Source organism: Actinomyces massiliensis 4401292, assembly GCF_000269805.1.
In the GTDB taxonomy this organism is placed as follows: domain Bacteria; phylum Actinomycetota; class Actinomycetes; order Actinomycetales; family Actinomycetaceae; genus Actinomyces; species Actinomyces massiliensis.
In genome coordinates, this window is the sequence record NZ_JH711481.1 from 1,035,736 (window position 1) to 1,051,757 (window position 16,022).

The 16,022-nt window shown below is 68.2% G+C and carries 15 protein-coding genes; 10 read left to right on the forward strand and 5 right to left on the reverse strand.

The features are described from left to right. Positions 1–60 precede the first annotated feature (60 nt). A complete protein-coding gene (locus W5W_RS0104430) occupies positions 61–1,491 on the reverse strand; it encodes a glycosyltransferase (protein WP_017194502.1) in 1,431 nt (476 codons plus the stop codon). Between the two features lie 191 nt (positions 1,492–1,682). Between W5W_RS0104430 and W5W_RS0104435 the strand changes: the two genes are divergently transcribed. Then, on the forward strand, positions 1,683–2,114 hold the full coding sequence (locus W5W_RS0104435) for a TM2 domain-containing protein (RefSeq protein ID WP_017194503.1): 432 nt from the start codon (positions 1,683–1,685) through the stop codon (positions 2,112–2,114). 322 nt (positions 2,115–2,436) lie between these two features. After that, positions 2,437–4,875, forward strand: a complete 2,439-nt coding sequence (purL, locus tag W5W_RS0104440) for a phosphoribosylformylglycinamidine synthase subunit PurL (RefSeq protein ID WP_017194504.1) — start codon at positions 2,437–2,439, stop codon at positions 4,873–4,875. 36 nt (positions 4,876–4,911) lie between these two features. On the opposite strand, the gene W5W_RS16920 is transcribed toward purL, so the two are convergent. Next, on the reverse strand, positions 4,912–5,322 hold the full coding sequence (locus W5W_RS16920) for a type II toxin-antitoxin system PemK/MazF family toxin (RefSeq protein ID WP_081486199.1): 411 nt from the start codon (positions 5,320–5,322) through the stop codon (positions 4,912–4,914). Between the two features lie 269 nt (positions 5,323–5,591). Here W5W_RS16920 and W5W_RS0104445 point away from each other — a divergent pair, with 269 nt between their 5' ends. From W5W_RS0104445 to W5W_RS0104465, 4 genes are all read left to right on the forward strand, one after another. Beyond that, positions 5,592–5,978, forward strand: a complete 387-nt coding sequence (locus tag W5W_RS0104445) for a hypothetical protein (protein ID WP_050980340.1) — start codon at positions 5,592–5,594, stop codon at positions 5,976–5,978. Positions 5,979–6,496: 518 nt separating this feature from the next. Beyond that, positions 6,497–7,327 (forward strand): DUF3152 domain-containing protein, encoded by an 831-nt coding sequence (locus W5W_RS0104450; protein WP_238533249.1) that lies wholly within the window; start codon positions 6,497–6,499, stop codon positions 7,325–7,327. A gap of 230 nt (positions 7,328–7,557) precedes the next feature. Then, complete coding sequence (locus W5W_RS0104455) at positions 7,558–7,755, forward strand: type II toxin-antitoxin system VapB family antitoxin (protein WP_008730551.1); 198 nt, start codon at positions 7,558–7,560, stop codon at positions 7,753–7,755. A 647-nt stretch (positions 7,756–8,402) separates the two neighbouring features. Beyond that, positions 8,403–9,227 (forward strand): CDP-alcohol phosphatidyltransferase family protein, encoded by an 825-nt coding sequence (locus tag W5W_RS0104465; RefSeq protein ID WP_017194508.1) that lies wholly within the window; start codon positions 8,403–8,405, stop codon positions 9,225–9,227. Here the strand turns inward: W5W_RS0104465 and W5W_RS0104470 are convergent. Then, complete coding sequence (locus W5W_RS0104470) at positions 9,188–10,237, reverse strand: hypothetical protein (protein ID WP_017194509.1); 1,050 nt, start codon at positions 10,235–10,237, stop codon at positions 9,188–9,190. The genes W5W_RS0104465 and W5W_RS0104470 overlap by 40 nt on opposite strands. Positions 10,238–10,310: 73 nt before the next feature. Next, positions 10,311–10,436 carry a hypothetical protein gene (locus W5W_RS16800; RefSeq protein ID WP_274517137.1) on the reverse strand — a complete coding sequence of 42 codons (126 nt, stop codon included), beginning with the start codon at positions 10,434–10,436 and terminating at the stop codon, positions 10,311–10,313. A 63-nt stretch (positions 10,437–10,499) separates the two neighbouring features. On the opposite strand from W5W_RS16800, the gene W5W_RS0104475 reads away from it, so the two are divergent. Continuing rightward, positions 10,500–11,930 carry an NAD(P)-binding domain-containing protein gene (locus tag W5W_RS0104475; protein ID WP_238533250.1) on the forward strand — a complete coding sequence of 477 codons (1,431 nt, stop codon included), beginning with the start codon at positions 10,500–10,502 and terminating at the stop codon, positions 11,928–11,930. Between the two features lie 141 nt (positions 11,931–12,071). Further along, positions 12,072–12,509 carry a cupin domain-containing protein gene (locus W5W_RS0104480; protein ID WP_008730549.1) on the forward strand — a complete coding sequence of 146 codons (438 nt, stop codon included), beginning with the start codon at positions 12,072–12,074 and terminating at the stop codon, positions 12,507–12,509. A gap of 160 nt (positions 12,510–12,669) precedes the next feature. Here W5W_RS0104480 and W5W_RS0104485 read toward each other — a convergent pair whose 3' ends face one another. Beyond that, positions 12,670–13,506, reverse strand: a complete 837-nt coding sequence (locus W5W_RS0104485; RefSeq protein ID WP_017194512.1) for a class I SAM-dependent methyltransferase — start codon at positions 13,504–13,506, stop codon at positions 12,670–12,672. A 93-nt stretch (positions 13,507–13,599) separates the two neighbouring features. Between W5W_RS0104485 and W5W_RS0104490 the strand changes: the two genes are divergently transcribed. Together W5W_RS0104490 and gdhA are read left to right on the forward strand one after the other, a co-directional pair. Next, positions 13,600–14,217 (forward strand): hypothetical protein, encoded by a 618-nt coding sequence (locus W5W_RS0104490; RefSeq protein WP_017194513.1) that lies wholly within the window; start codon positions 13,600–13,602, stop codon positions 14,215–14,217. A gap of 324 nt (positions 14,218–14,541) precedes the next feature. Then, a complete protein-coding gene (gene gdhA / locus W5W_RS0104495) occupies positions 14,542–15,879 on the forward strand; it encodes an NADP-specific glutamate dehydrogenase (RefSeq protein ID WP_017194514.1) in 1,338 nt (445 codons plus the stop codon). Positions 15,880–16,022 lie beyond the last annotated feature (143 nt).

Below are 16,022 nucleotides of genomic sequence, written 5' to 3' on the forward strand. Positions count from 1 at the left end.
GCGCAGCCCCGCACATTCAGCCGCCCCGTGGCGCGGCATCAACCAATCGGCGAGGACCGTCTAGTCCTTGCGGAGCTCCAGGGCTCGATCGATGGCGCCGACGACTTCGCACAGGTGGCGGTCGGGCAGGAATTCGCGTCGCACGGACTCGTGCGCGGCCGTTCCCATCTCGCGCGCCCTCTGTGGGAAGCGCAGCAGGTCGGCGGCGGACTCGGCCCATGCGCGCGCATCGGTCGGATCGACCAGGGCGCCGTCGACGCCGTCTGCGATCTGGTCCTGGATGCCTCCGACCGCGGAGGCCACCACGGCCGCCTTCTTCCACATCGCCTCCGCCACGGGCAGGCCGAAGGCCTCCACGAGCGAGCGCTGGGTGACGACGTCGGCGACGCGCTGGACGGCGTTGACCACCGTCGCATTGATCTCCCGGTCGTGCGTGGGCACCGCCGCTATGTGGACCCGGCCCGCCACCGAGTCCGGCAGGAGGTCCCAGCGGTCGAGCACCTCGCCGAGGACCTCTGCCGAGTCGTCGTCGCGGCCCGGGTCGGGGTCCGGGCCGACGATCAGCAGATGCGCATCGTCGGGCAGGGCGTCGAGATTCGAGACGAAGGCGTCGATGAGCTCCTTGGCTCCCTTGAGCCGATCCCAGCGCCCCACCTGCACGATCGTGCGCACCCCCGTCGGGACCGGCAGTCCCGCGCCGGCCAGGGAGGGCATCTGCCGGATCGCGTCGGGGCGGCCGTCCTCGTGCACGAAGGGGATCGCATCGAAGGGCGGCTCGCCGGCGAAGATCCCCGCCAGGCGCGCCACGGACCAGGCCTCGTCCAGGTCCAGGACCCGGTTCTTGGGGGAGTCGGGGTTGATCGAGGGCTTGACGACGGTGCAGCGCTCCGGCTCGATGAAGGGCGGGCGGTACTCCTCGCGGGAGACGACCACCAGGTCGACGTCCTCCAGGTACCGATCGAGGAAGGCCCAGGCGCGCTCGGCCTCCTCGCCTCCCTGGCCTCCCCCCAGGTGGCAGCGCCAGATGACGGTGGCGCCGGCGCGTCGGAAGGCTTTCGCCAGGCCGGCGGTGGGCGGGTCGTGGAGGATGACGACATCGCCCTCGCGGACCTCATCGACGACGTTGTCGGCATTCGACGACAGCACGTGCTCGTAGAGGTCCCGCTGCTTGTCGCCGAGTTTGCCGCCGTCGCCTCGGTCGCCGTGGATGCCCGCGTGCAGGCGCGCCGCCACGCGCTCGAAGTCCGCGGGTGCGTCCAGGGTGAGCCAGCGCGCGTCCACGCCCAGGCCGAGTGCGTAGCCCACCAGGGGGCCGATCGTCTCCGCGGGCCCGGCGCCCGCCGTGGTCGACGGCGTCACCGTCCACACGGTGCGCCCTTCGAGCAGGAGGCGGGCGGCATCCACGCTACCCTTGAGGCGGTGGCCGGCCACCTCGTCCAGGTGGCTCTCGAGCTCCAGGATGGGCAGGGGGGCTACGTCGATACTTCTCATGAGCTGATCCTGCACCACATGCGTGTGATGCGAGGCACTTTCGAGTGTGGTGTGTCGCGTGATCTGAGGACTTCGCCCACATCTGCCCTCAGGGGAGGGCGACCGATGTTTGCGTTGAGTGCTTTGAGGAGTAATGATGCAGTGACATCCCAGGGCCGACTCCCGAGGCCCGCTATCACTGGAGGACCTGAATGAGCACCCCATCCCCTTACGGCCAGCCCGGATACCCCGATCCCGGTCAGCAGCCCGGTTACCCCAACGCCGGCTACGGCCAGCCCGGATACGGCACCGGCGTCGCCCCCAAGTCCAAGGTAACCGCAGCGCTGCTGGCCTTCTTCCTCGGCGGAATTGGCGCCCACAACTTCTACCTCGGCCAGAAGGGCCGCGCGGTCGGGCACATTGTGCTTGCGGCCGCGGTCATTATCTTGTCGATCGTTTTCGTTGCCACGACGATGAATACGGCGATGGACGCTGCAGCTTCTGGTCGCCAGATTTCTGACTCCCAGGCCGGTGGCTTCGCCGGCGGGATGCTCCTCGTGTGGCTGATTGCCATCGTGAACAGCATCTGGGCCCTCGTCGAGTTCATCATGATCCTCGTCAACAAGGACGGCTCGCTCCAGTAAGCTCATTAATCCCAGCAAGCAAGATGTTGTTGTCGGCCCCTGGCCTGGCTCTCTGGGATTGCCGAGCCCCACGGGCCTGGCCGGTGATAATTCGATGGTAATGGCGCGTGCCCGCAGCGGAATGCCTGCGCGGGTGCGCGCCATTGCTGTGTTTCGGGGTGCCCGGGGTGCCCGGGGCGCCCGCGCCGTCTGTGGCCTCTATGCCGTCTGCGCCGTCTGCGCCATGCTCGCCGGATGAGTCGTGCCTGGCCGACGGTGCCCCGCGTCCTCGGCCCGGGTATCCTCGCGCATGGTCCCACTCCGCACCCACTCAGGAGCATCCATGGCCGTCGAGCCCACCGCGCCCACGACATCCGCGAGCTCTGCCGACAGTGCTGGCAGCACAGGTAGCGCCGGCCGGCCCCGGCCCGTCGAGCATCCAGATACCGTCGCCGACGCCGCCGCCACCCCCGAGCGTGAGATGCCCTATGCCGAGCTCGGGCTCAAGGACGACGAGTACGCCTCCATCAAGAGCTTGCTGGGTCGTCGTCCCACCAGCGCCGAACTCGCCATGTACTCCGTCATGTGGTCCGAGCACTGCTCCTACAAGTCCTCCAAGATCCACCTGCGCCAGTTCGGGGAGAAGACGACCCCCGAGATGCGTGAGCACCTGCTGGTGGGCATGGGTGAGAACGCCGGCGTCGTCGACATCGGGGACGGCTGGGCGGTCACCTACAAGGTCGAGTCCCACAACCACCCCAGTTATGTCGAGCCCTACCAGGGCGCTGCCACCGGTGTGGGCGGGATCGTGCGCGACATCATCTCCATGGGCGCGCGGCCCGTGGCCGTCATGGACCAGCTGCGCTTCGGCGCGCCCGAGCACCCGGACACCGCTCGCGTGGTCCACGGCGTCGTGGCCGGAGTGGGCGGCTACGGCAACTGCCTGGGCCTGCCCAACATCGGCGGCGAGACCGAGTTCGACCCGTCCTACCAGGAGAATCCGCTGGTCAATGCCCTGTGCGTGGGCGTGCTGCGCCACGACGACATCCACCTGGCCAACGCGAGCGGGACGGGCAACAAGGTGGTGCTCTTCGGCGCGCGCACCGGCGGGGACGGCATCGGCGGGGCCTCCATCCTGGCCTCGGAGTCCTTCGAGGACGGCATGCCCGCCAAGCGGCCGAGCGTCCAAGTGGGCGACCCCTTCATGGAGAAGGTCCTCATCGAGTGCTGCCTGGACCTGTTCGCGGGCGATCTCGTGCTCGGCATCCAGGACCTGGGGGCGGCCGGCATCTCCTGCGCCACCAGCGAGCTCGCCTCCAACGGCGACGGCGGCATGCACGTGGACCTCGAGAACGTCCTCCTGCGCGACCCCTCGCTGACGGCCGGCGAGATCCTCATGAGCGAGTCCCAGGAGCGCATGATGGCCGTCGTCGCCCCCGACAAGCTGGACGCCTTCATGGAGGTCATCGACACGTGGGACGTCGAGGCCGCCGTCATCGGGGAGGTCAACGGCTCGGGGCGCCTGACCATCGACCACTTCGGGGAGCGGATCGTCGACGTCGACCCGCGCACCGTGGCCCACGAGGGCCCCACCTACGAGCGCTCCTACGCCCGCCCCGCCTGGCAGGACGCCCTCAACGAGGACACCACGGCCTCACTGGAGCGGCCCGGCACCGCCGCCGGGCTCGATGAGCAGGTGCGCGCCGTCGTCGCCAATCCCAACCAGGCCTCGCCCGCATGGGTCACCGACCAGTACGACCGCTTCGTGCGCGGGGGGACTGCCCTGGCCCAGCCCGACGACGCCGGCGTCATCCGCGTGGATGAGGAGACCGGCCGCGGCGTGGCCATCGCCACCGACGCCAACGGGCGCTTCACCAAGCTCGACCCGGCCGCCGGTGCCGCCCAGGCGCTGGCCGAGTCCTACCGAAACGTGTGCACCGTGGGCGCCCGGCCCCTGGCCGTCACCGATTGCCTCAACTTCGGCTCGCCGGAGGACCCCGACGCCATGTGGCAGCTCGTCGAGGCCATCACCGGCCTGGCCGACGCCTGCAAGACCATGGGTGTGCCCGTCACCGGCGGCAACGTCTCCCTGTACAACTCACACGGGAAGGTCAAGGGCAGGATCGACTCCTCCATCAACCCCACGCCCGTCGTCGGGGTCCTCGGCGTCATGGAGGACGTGCGCCGCGCCAACCCGTCGGGCTGGTTCGAGGAGGGGCTGGCGATCGTCGCCCTGGGGGAGACCCGCGATGAGCTCGACGGCTCGGCCTGGGCGCGCGTCGTCCACGACCACCTCGGCGGCCAGCCCCCGCGCGTGGACCTGGAGGCCGAGATGGCGCTCGGGCGCGTACTGGTGGCCCTGAGCGAAGCCGACGGACCGGATGCGCCCGATGGCGGGCGGCTCGTGCGCGCCGCCCACGACTGCTCCGCCGGGGGGCTCATTCAGACCCTGGTGGACGCCGTCCTGCGGCACGGGGTGGGGGCCAGCATCGACCTGACTCAGCTTCAGGGGCGCGACGACGTGGACGATTTCACGGCCCTGTTCTCCGAGTCCGGGGCGCGCGCACTGGTGGCGGTGCCCGAGTGGGCCGTGGAGGCCGTCGTTGCCGCGGCCGAGGCCGAGGACGTCGCCTGGGCGCGTCTGGGCACCACCGGCGGCGACATGCTGGTCGTCTCCGGTGGGGACGTCCTGTCCGATGGCGGGGCCGGGCGGCCTCTGGTGTTGGACCTGGCCGAGCTGCGCGAGGGCGCTGAGGCGACGCTGCCCGAGCTATTCGGCTGAGCTGTTCGGCGGGGGGGGGGCATGGGGGCGTCATACTCACAATCCCACCTCCCCCGCTCGGGCTCCGATGCTGCCCGGTACGGCGGCGAGGCGCATATTGCCGTTGATTGCTGACACGGTCGCGGTGGCTATGCGGGAGCGGTTGGAGCGATCAGAGGAGATGGCAAAGGCTGGGCGCAGGTAGCCGGGTTCTGAGCCGAGTGGATCGTCGAAGTCGATCCACCAGATCTCGCCGCGGGCTACTACCCCCGCGCTCCCCGCGCTCCCTGCACTTCCCGCGCTCCCCGCGCTTCCCGCGCTTCCCGCGCTCCCGCTTGAATCAGTGCGCGCCCGGTGAGGGGTGCGTTCTCCTGGGGCGTGTCGTCCGCGAGGGCGTCGAGCACATGCTCCTGTGTTCGCTATCACTTCGCGATAGCGTGAAACTGGCGTCAATCGAAGGAGGTTCATCGAGGAGGTATTGAGGAATATTCATTATTATTATTCAGGCCACGACCATCGGAATGATCAGATCCCATCACGTGCACTCGGCATCGGAAGGAATACCTGATGAAAGCCCGAAAAAAAGGCCCGATCTCGATAGTCGCCGCTACTATTTTCTCACTGTCCGCAATTGTTGAGCCAGTTGGTGCTGCTCAGGCGAAGGATTCTGCTGACGCTAGCGTCGGAGGGCTCCCCGATAAGAGATATGATGGATTCATTGAGAGTGGGTGGAACTAATGGGGGAACAACAGGATGTCGCACTGCGTGGAGCGATCGTTGCCGTTCTAGTGGTGCTCAATATGAGTGTCGTTTGCTTCTACGTGCTGTGGGAGGTGGCGGATACGATCGCTGTCAATCGCGTTGAGGAGCACGGTTTCGATCCGCAGCAGCTGCTGCCTCACAATATTTTGTTCTGGCTCGCCGCGCAGGCTTCGCTGCTCAGCCTCCTGGCTCTTGATGTTCTTGCGATTGTCGCGTGGCGCCGACGGCGGCGTTGGCAGAAGCCGCAGACCGCCGTCAACGATTCGCCTGAGCCGGTGAGCCGGGTGGGCCAGCAGCGGGTCTCGGCGTCACCGCGGTCAGAGAGTGACCGGATCGGCAATCCTGAGCCGTCGATGCGCTGAGCCCTATCGGGGCCTACCGGGTGGCTCCCCACCAGTAGGGCCCCGCACGGACCGCCGGCGTCCGCCCCCGGCGGTCCGTGCGGTGCGCAGTCTTCGGAGTAGAGGTACGACCGGTATGCGGGGCTGCTCTTTCTGTCTGCTGGCGGTGGTGCGCTTGTGATTCTTCCTGCCGCCCGAGTCCCAGCTCTCACTCATACAGGGCTGGGGGCAATGTCACGGATTCGCTGCGGAACCGGACCGATCTCGGTGCGGATTACGACCGATCTCGGGCCGGAGTTCGACCGATCTCGCGGCGGAATGCGACCGATTTCGGCGCGGAGTTCGACCGATCTCGGTGAACGAGGAGGGCGGCTGGGACGGCTCATCGCAGCGGTCGCCTGCGGCGGACCTGTGCCTACTATGAAGTCATGTGCCCGTCGTCCTCGCGGTCGCCGCGGCGGCCCGTCCGCTCGTCGTCGGCATCGACCGGCCGCTATCGCACGGATTCAGCGGATTCAGAAGCTCGCACCACCACCCGTATGTCTGGCGGAGGTGCGCGCCGGCGTCGTCGTCTCGTGCTGACCGAGCCGTGGAAGCTAATTCGCGCTCTCGTCATTCTCGTCGCCGTCGTCGCGCTCGTCGGCCTGGGCGCGCGCATGTGGGCCGGCCGTGGTGCGGGCGACCAGGCGGTCCCCGCGTCCACTCCGGGGCAGGAGCTGGCTGCGGACGCCGAGGCCCCGGCGTCCGCCGAGTCGGATGCCGAGGCCGGCACCGGGCCGTCGCAGACCCCCGCACCGCGGGTTGATGATCAAGGCTTCGCCCACAGCGACGTCGTCGGGGATGACACCTGGACGGTCGCCGACCCGGTGGCCCCGTCCCGGCCGGGTGCCGACACGGTTTACCACTACGTTCTCCGGGCTGAGAACGGCACCGATGTCGATGCGGCCGCCGCTGCCTCCGCGGTCGAGAGCGTTCTCAACGACGACCGCGGTTGGCGCACTGCCGAGGGGGTCTCCTTCGAGCAGGTCAGCGACCCCGATTCGGCGGACTTCGTCCTGTCCATCGCCACGCCGCCAACGGCGGATGCGCTGTGCTCCCCGCTGGAGACGGCCAGCATGTGGAACTGCCGCAGCGAGGAGAACGTCGTCCTCAACTCCGACCGCTGGACTTACGGCAGCCCTACCTTCTCCAGCCTCGACGCCTATCACATCTATGTGATCAATCACGAGGTCGGGCATTTCCTCGGGCACGAGCACGAGTACTGCGCCGGCGCCGGCCTCAAGGCGCCCACCATGGCGCAGCAGAGTCGCACCCGCGATGGCGGCTGCACGGAGAACGGCTGGCCCACCGAGGATAACCAGGGCCCCTGAACGGTTGCGACGGCCGCCCCCGACACGGCCGCCCCGGCTGCTGCGGCTGCTGCCGAGATCGGTCGAGTTCCGCGTCGAGATCGGCCCGCTTCCGGCTCGAGATCGGTCCAGTTTCGCGTCGAGATCGGTAGTATTTCGGCTCGAGATCGGTCGGAGCTGCCGCGGCCATTGGCTTGATGCTCAGCATCATGAACGACATCATGATGTGCTGTTTGGTGTAGGGGGATGCTGTGCGCACGACGGTCACACTGGATGACGAGCTTGTTGACAAGGCTGCTGCTTTGACGGGGATCGAGGAGCGTTCCGCCTTGCTCCGTGAGGCGATGAAGGTGCTTGTTCGAGTCGAGAGCGCCCGTAGGCTCGCCGCTCTTGGAGGTGCGGATCCTCATGCCCAGGCGGCGCCGCGCCACCGGAATGCGCACGTGTGATCCTCGTCGACACCAACGTCTGGATCGATCACCTTCATGCGCGAGAACCGGTACTCGCCGCCATCCTTGAACAGGACGAAGCGGCGAGAGTTCCCGGGGGCGCTTGACGATATGAAGAGGTTTCGGCCTGTTGGCGACGGCGACGTGCGTTGGTTGGTCGAGAAGCGTCGGCTATGGGGGAAAGGTCTTTCTGCAGTGGATGCCCATCTGCTGGCGTCAGTCCTGAGCACGGCCGGTTCTCTGATGTGGACGCGGGAGAAGCGGCTTATGGCGGCGGCGCGTGAACTCGACGTGCTGTTCATCGAACGACCTGCGTGACCGACGACAGCCGCAGCGCGGCGGGTGAGATCTGTCCGCCGTCGGCAATTGGGGGAGTGGGACCGATCTCGTGGCGGAAGCGGACCGATCTCGGCACGAAGTACGACCGATCTCGTGGCGGAAGCGGACCGATCTCGGCGCGGAGTGCGACCGATCTCGGCGCGGAGTGGGACCGATCTCGGTGAAGGAGCGGCGAGGCTGTGAATATGCTTAGGGCGTGGGATCGAATCCCGCAGACCGGCTCCGGGTACGGCTCCCTCATCACGGGGGAGGTGTCGGCATCGGAGAACTCGTCACCTACGGCAAATCCCCATCACATCTTGAGAAGGTTGATCGTGCCTCCCATACCTCCCACGCCCGCCGAATCCGTCTCCGTCTCCTCGGAATCTCCCTCCGGCCCTCCCGCCGAAGCCCGCATGTCGCGCCTGCTCGCCTGGGCCGTGCACGCATTCACCATGTCGGGACTGGTCTTCGCGACCCTGGCGGTGCTCTCCATGGTCCACAACGAGATCGGCTGGATGTGGGTGTGGCTCGCCATCGCTCTCGTGATCGACGGCATTGACGGCACCTTCGCCCGCGGCGCCCGCGTCAAGGAGGTCATTCCGTGGTTCGACGGCAGCGTCGTCGACATCGTCATCGACTACCTCACGTGGACCTTCATTCCAGCGCTGTTCATGTACCTCTGGGTTCCGATGGGGCCGAAGCCGGTCGCCAGCACCCTGCTCGTCGTGATCCTGGTCTCCGCAATGTTCTGCTACGCCAACGAGGGCGAGAAGTCGAATGACAACTACTTCGTCGGCTTCCCCGCAGCATGGAACATCGTGGCCGTCATGGTGTGGGTGCTCCAGACCCCGGCCTGGATCAATATCGCGGCGACCATCCTCATGACCATCCTCACCCTCGTACCGACCCACTACGTCCATCCGGTCCGCGTGAAGCGCTTCCGCGCGCTCAATGTCACCGCGGTGGGCGTATGGATCGCAGCCACCGCCTGGCTCCTCGTCGTGCACCCCGTGCGCCCGCAGGTGGCCGCGGTTCTATCGGTCGGAAGCGGACTCTGGCTCGTCGGCGTCGGCGTGCTGCGCTCCGTCCAGGGGGAGGCGCCTCAGAGCCCTCAGTCGTCCCAGTCGTCGGAGGCCTCCGCCAAGCCCTGAACGATCAGCCGCTCGCGCCACCAGCGCAGCGCCTCCAGGCCGGCGCTGCCCACGATCATCGCCATGACGACCGTGATCACCCATGGCGGGTAGTCGCGCCCCGTGATCCAGAAGTAGACGTAAGGGGCCAAGAAGCTGACGAGCGTGGTCGCCAGCCCGAGGAGCCGGTAGCGGATGCGACGGCCGGCCACCATCTCCACCAGTCCCCATGTGTAGGGAATGGCGGTGAGGATATCGATCGTCCACAGCACCCACACCTGGCCGTGGAAGCCGGGGACGAAGGCCACCGGGATGGCCCGCAGGGACGAGTACACGAACACCAAGAGATAGGCCAGGGCCACGGGGTTCCACAGCAGCCGCAGCGCTCGCGAGCGCGGTACCACCTCGACACCGCTGCGCTGCAGCGCCACGATCGCCCGGGACGAGCAGCGCAGGGTGTCCACGCCCGCGAGCACGGTGCGCAGGTAGCGGCGCGAGTCGTCGTCGCCGTCGGTCAGCGCCATGAGGAGTGCGAGAGGGCTCAGGGCGATGACGACGGTGCCATCGGGCGCGGGCGAGGCCGTGGCCGGAACGTCGGGCTTGTTCTCCGGCTCGGCCTCGGGTGCGGCTGCGCCATCGGAGTCATCGGCGGCCGGCACGGCGATGGGCTCGGGCAGGGAGACGATGTGAATGAGGTCGTCGCCGATGGCGCGGCTGATCAGCGGTACCGCTTCGGCCGTGACCTCGCACAGCCACAGGCGCACGCCCTGCTCGATGGCGTGTCCGAGCGCCTGACCGATTCTCCAGCCGGCGCCGTCGGGCAGACGCAGTTGCGACGCCGTCGTCGTGGCGAGATCGGCGAGCGCGGGCAGCTCGACCACCTGTCTGACTCCCAGGTCCCCGCACCGCGTCACGCCTGCCAGCTCGCGGATCCGCGCCGCGTCGATACGGCGACGTCGGGCGAGCGGGCCGTCGAGGACGGAGCGCGCCGTCAGGGCCCGCGTCGCGACGACGCTTGGAGAGGAGACCACAGGCGCAGATTGCCAGATCAACAGCGTTCTCGGCGACTCGGGGCCGGGGTGTCGTTGTTGTGCATGGCGGGGCTCAGAGGTCCAGAGGCTCAGATGCTCCCAGGAGCTCGTGGTCCCTGATCCGGATTGTCGGCAGGGGCCCGAGCATGCGCCGACTCGATAGGACTTCAATGGGGAAGAGCTCGGAGTGATAGCGCATGATGGTGATGTGAACCCCGCGGAGTCCGACCAGCGCACCACAGACGCCAGTAGTGTCGGCGGCATGACCGATGCGACCGCCGCCGATGCCGGCAGTGCCGGTGGCGCTGGGAGTGCTGGGGGTGCTGGGGGCGCTGCCGGCGTCAGCGAGGTCAGCGACATCAGTGAGGCCAGTGAAGTCAGTGAGGTTGTCGACGTCATCGTCATCGGGGCGGGTCAGGCCGGGCTGGCCGTGGCGGGCGAGCTCGCCCGCCGTGGGCTGATTCCGGGACAGGAGCTGCTCGTGCTCGACGCCGAGGATGGTCCCGGAGGCGCCTGGCGCCACCGCTGGGACTCCCTGACGATCGGTCGGGCGCATCGGATCGCCGACCTGCCCCAGTTCCCCGCCAATGATCTGGATGAGGGATCGCCCAGCAACATCGCCGTCCCCGGGTACTACCGACGCTATGAGGAGGCGCGCGGGCTGCGCGTCCTGCGTCCGGTGCATGTCACCGCGGTGCGATCCACGGAGCTTGCCTCGCCTCCGCTGTCCACCGGGGGCGTTCACGCGGCCGTGGGGGCCGCGGCCCGCAGCGGCCGTACTCGCATGAGCCGCCGGCATGATCCCGTGCGCCGTGACACTCTTCTGGCGGTCGAGGCCCGCACGCGGGAGGGGCGGCGCACCTGGCTGGCGCGCATGGTCGTTTCCGCGACCGGCACCTGGAACCATCCCTACATCCCGCACATTCCGGGGAGGGACCGTTTCGCCGGCCAGCAGCTCCACACCGCCACCTACCGCCGGGCCGAGGAGCTGGCCGGGCAGCGCGTGCTCGTCGTCGGCGGTGGGCTCACCGCGGTGCAGATGCTCCTGGAGGTCGCCCCCTATGCCGCCGCAGTGACGTGGGCCACGCGACGTCCGCCCAGTTTCACCACCGGTCTCGATGACATCTGGGGTGCCGCGATGGAGCGGGCGGTCAGCGCGCGCACCGTCGGGCCGTTCCCGGAGAGCGTCGTGCGGTCCACGGGCGCCCCCACTCTGGCCAGGCATGTCGACGGCGTTGAGCGGGGGATCCTCGTCTCCAAGGGGATGATCAATCTCATCGGCGAGCGCGCGGTGCGCTTCTCTCCCGCGGCCACCGGTGATCATCCCGACGGGTTGGGGACCGATGCGATCACGGGTGGAGGGCTGGCGGTTCCGGACTCCTGGAATCCTTATCCTGAGCCCACCTGGGTCGAAGTCGACACCATCTTCTGGAATACGGGCTTCAGGGCGGCGCTGACGCATCTGGAGCCCCTGCGATTGCGCGATCGAGACGGCGCGGCCACGGCTGATGCCCCGACCGATGGCGGTCGTCGGTATGAATCGGGAATTCGTCTGGAGGGGCGCACCGGCGTGGCTAAGGATCCGCGCGTGCTGCTGGTCGGGTACGGGGCCAGCGCCTCGACTCTTGGCGCGTCCCGGGCCGGCGCGGAGGCGGCGCGCAGAATCTGGCGGCGTCTGCGGCATCAGGAGTGAGGGGAAGTCCGGCGGGGCCCGGCCTCAACCCCTCAATCCGGCTCCAACCTGGGCCCCTCAATCCGGCCCCAGCCTGGCCTCCCGGCGGCGCCGCACCTAATCTGATCTGGCAGTCGGTAACCGTCTTTCGAAGGAGCAGTCATGACCTCAACGACCGATGAGTCCCTCTTCATGGTCGCGAACGTATTCGGCAAGGGCGAGCCCAATACCGCCTTCGCCCAGTACTTCACCGGGAAGAGCTTCCTGAAGAATCTGGTGGCCGATCCCGAGTGCGCCGTCGGGGTGCACAACGTGACCTTCGAGCCGGGATGCCGCAATAACTGGCACATCCACCATGCCACCAGCGGCGGTGGTCAGGTGCTCATCTGCACGGCGGGCTCCGGCTGGTATCAGGAGGAGGGCAAGGACGCCATCTCGCTGAATCCCGGTGACGTCGTGTTCACGCGGGCCGGCGTCAAGCACTGGCACGGCGCCAAAGCCGATTCCTGGTTCTCTCACATCGCGCTCGCGGTTCCGGGCGATAACACGTCCAACGAATGGCTCGAACCGGTTGACGACGCCAGTTACCCGGCTGCGTGACCTTCGTGAGTCTTCGACGAGGCAGACATTTTCGGACGAGATGACGGCGCCACCGTCGATCTCGTTCGACAATGTCTGCTTCGTCGGGGCGCGTGCAGTGGGGTGTGTGTGCCGGGGGAGGCACGCGTCGGGGCGCAGGTTGCGCGGCCCGCTGCCCGGCCTACCGGCGGGCGAGGATCTCGCCGTGGACGACGACGAACCAGCCGTCGTCCGCCTCGGCCCACTCGTGCCACGCGCCGGCCATCTCCTCCAACTCGGCCGGGGTGGTCAGTCCCAACTCGACCGCTTGCGGGCCGAATGAGGAGCGGCAGCGCTCCGCCCAGGTCCCGCCCCACCAGGACCGCAGTTCCGGCGTCGCATAGCACCACGTCGATGTCGAGGCCTCCACATCGCTGAATCCAGCGGTGCGGAACCAGGACAGCAGGCGACTGCCGGCGTCGGGCTCGCCGCCATTGGCTCGCGCCGTCGCCATGTAGATCTGGCGCCAGCGCTCCAGGGCGGGCGGCTGCGGGTACCAGGCCTTGGCCGAGTACACGGCGTCGCGCGCCGCCACGATTCCGCCCGGACGCACCGCCCGGTGCATCTCGCGCAGTGCGGCCACGGGTTCGGCCACGTGCTGGAGCACCTGGTGGGCGTGGACGACGTCGAAGGAGGCGTCCGCGAAAGGCAGGGCGTGCACATCGCCGTCGACCGGCTCGACGGCATCCGTCAGCCCCCGTGCCTGAAGAGTCGCCCGCGCCGCCTCGAGCGCGGCGGGGGCGCCGTCGAGTGCGACAACGCGGCCGGGGGCGACGGCCTCGGCGAGATCGGCGGTGATGGTCGCGGGACCGCAGCCGACGTCGAGCAGATCGAGGCCCGCCCGGAGATGGGGGAGAAGATAAGCGGCGGAATCGGCGGCGGTGCGGTGAGCGTGACTGGCGAGGACGGCGGGGGAGTGCCCGTGGGTGTAGCGGGTGTGCTGGGCAGTGTTCTGGGTACCGTTCTGGGCATCGCTCATGGTCGGGAGCATACGGGCCGGGGGTGCTGGGTTGCCGAGGTGTGAGTGGCGTGAGTTCTGGTGAGAGAGCGATAGATCAGTCACAATTCAGCCATGGGGGCGAATGAGACGGCTGACCACGCGGATGCCGCGAATGTCAGCAGGAGTAAGAACGGGTCCGCGCGCGCCCCGGCGGGCGCCCGGCCGCGATTCGATGTGCGGCACCACGATCGCCTGCTGATCGTCCTGACTGCGATCCTCATTCTTATAGCGGCGGCGGGGCTGGTGCTGTTCGGCATCGGCACCGCCGATCCGAATCACCCCGCTCATCCTCAGGCGGTTGAGGACCTGCTGCCGGTGCGGACATATCTGCGCCCGGCCGCCTCATGGGCTGTCCTGGTGGTTGTTCTGCTGGCCTCGGCGTGCCTTGCCGCGATCTGGTTCATTCGCATCCTGTCGGGAGTTCGGCGTCGGATCATGAGGCTGATACTCGGCGGCCTGCTGCTCGGTGGTGCATTCGTGGCATTCCCGGTCCTGCTCTTTCCCCTGGTCATGACGCTGGACGTGGGTACTGAGGTGTCGGCGGGGCAGCCGATGTATGACGAGAGCACCGGTCCTGATGAGGTCACGGTCGCGTGGTCGACCTTTCTCAGCGATGCGCAGGAGGCGGTCGTCTTCCGAACGCACGGTCCCTGGCTCATGACTCCGGTGCGGTTGGGGCCCGTCGGGTGACTCCAGTGTGGCGGGGAGATGCCGGCGTCGTCCGTGCTGGGTTGCGACCGATTTCGGCGCGGAAGTGGACCGATCTCGATGCGGAGTGGGACCGATCTCGAGCCGGAAGCGGACCGATCTCGGCGCGGAGATGGACCGATCTCGCGGCGGAAGTGGACCGATCTCGGCGAATGTGACAGGCATGAGTCGCCGGAGGGCGAGATGTTTCGTCTCAGTTTCCGGTGCGGTGCCAGTGTTGTGTCCTGACGAGGGCGACGTGCGGCTTGCGAATGCGGCCGTGCGCCTCGCACAGTCCTCGCACAATACGGAATGAAGGAGTCCCCTATGCAGGGAGTTGTCGAGAAGGTCTACGAGCAGGTCGTGGCCCGCAACCGTGGCGAGGCCGAGTTCCACCAGGCGGTCCGTGAGGTTCTGGAGTCCCTGGAGCCCGTCATCGCCAAGCACCCCCACTACGCAGATAATGCGCTCCTGGAGCGCATCGTCGAGCCCGAGCGCCAGATCATCTTCCGCGTGCCGTGGGTCGACGACGCCGGAGCGGTTCACGTCAACCGCGGTTTCCGCGTCGAGTTCAACTCGGCCCTGGGCCCATACAAGGGCGGCCTGCGGTTCCACCCGAGCGTCAACGTCGGCATCATCAAGTTCCTCGGTTTCGAGCAGATCTTCAAGAACGCCCTGACCGCTCAGGGCATCGGCGGCGGCAAGGGCGGGTCCGACTTCGACCCGCACGGCCGGTCCGACGCCGAGGTCATGCGCTTCTGCCAGTCGTTCATGACCGAGCTCTCCCGTCACATCGGCCCGAGCACCGACGTCCCCGCCGGCGACATCGGCGTGGGCGGCCGTGAGGTCGGCTACATGTTCGGGCAGTACAAGCGCCTGCGCAACTCCTACGACGCCGGGGTGCTCACCGGAAAGGGCCTGGCCTGGGGCGGTTCGCTGGTGCGTACCGAGGCCACCGGGTACGGCACGGTGCTGTTCGCGCAGTCCATGCTCGCCACCAAGGGCGAGACCCTGGAGGGCAAGAAGGTCGCGGTCTCCGGTTCGGGGAACGTCGCCATCTACGCCATCGAGAAGGCCCAGCAGCTGGGCGCCACCCCCATCACCTTCTCCGACTCCTCCGGCTACGTCGTCGATGAGGCCGGTGTCGACCTCGACCTGCTCAAGCAGATCAAGGAGGTCGAGCGCGGTCGCGTCAAGGACTACGTCGAGCGCCGCCCGGGCGCGCGCCTGGTCGCCGAGGGCCGTCCGTGGGACGTCCCGGTCGACGTCGCCCTGCCCTGCGCCACTCAGAACGAGCTCGACGGCGATGCCGCTGCCACCCTGGTGCGCAACGGCTGTACCGTCGTCTCCGAGGGCGCCAACATGCCCTCCACCCCGGAGGCCGTCGAGGCGTTCCAGGCCGCGGGCGTCCTCTACGCCCCGGGCAAGGCCTCCAATGCCGGTGGCGTGGCCACCTCCGCCCTGGAGATGGAGCAGAACGCCGGCCGGACCCGCTGGGACTTCAAGACGGCGGACGCCAAGCTGACCGGCATCATGGCGGACATCCACGACTCGTGCGTGGCCGCGGCCGAGGAGTACGGCCGTCCCGGCGACTACGTGCTCGGCGCCAACGCCGCCGGCTTCACCCGCGTCGCCGACGTCATGATCGCCCACGGCATCGTCTGATCCTGCGGGCGCTTCAGCGCCCGCCCACGGCGACGGACGGCGCCCGAACAATCCTGCTCCGGGATTGTTCGGGCGCCGTCCGTCGCTGCTGTGGGTCGCTGTGGGTCTCAGTGTGGTGTCGAGCCGGGGACAATCGCGTTCTG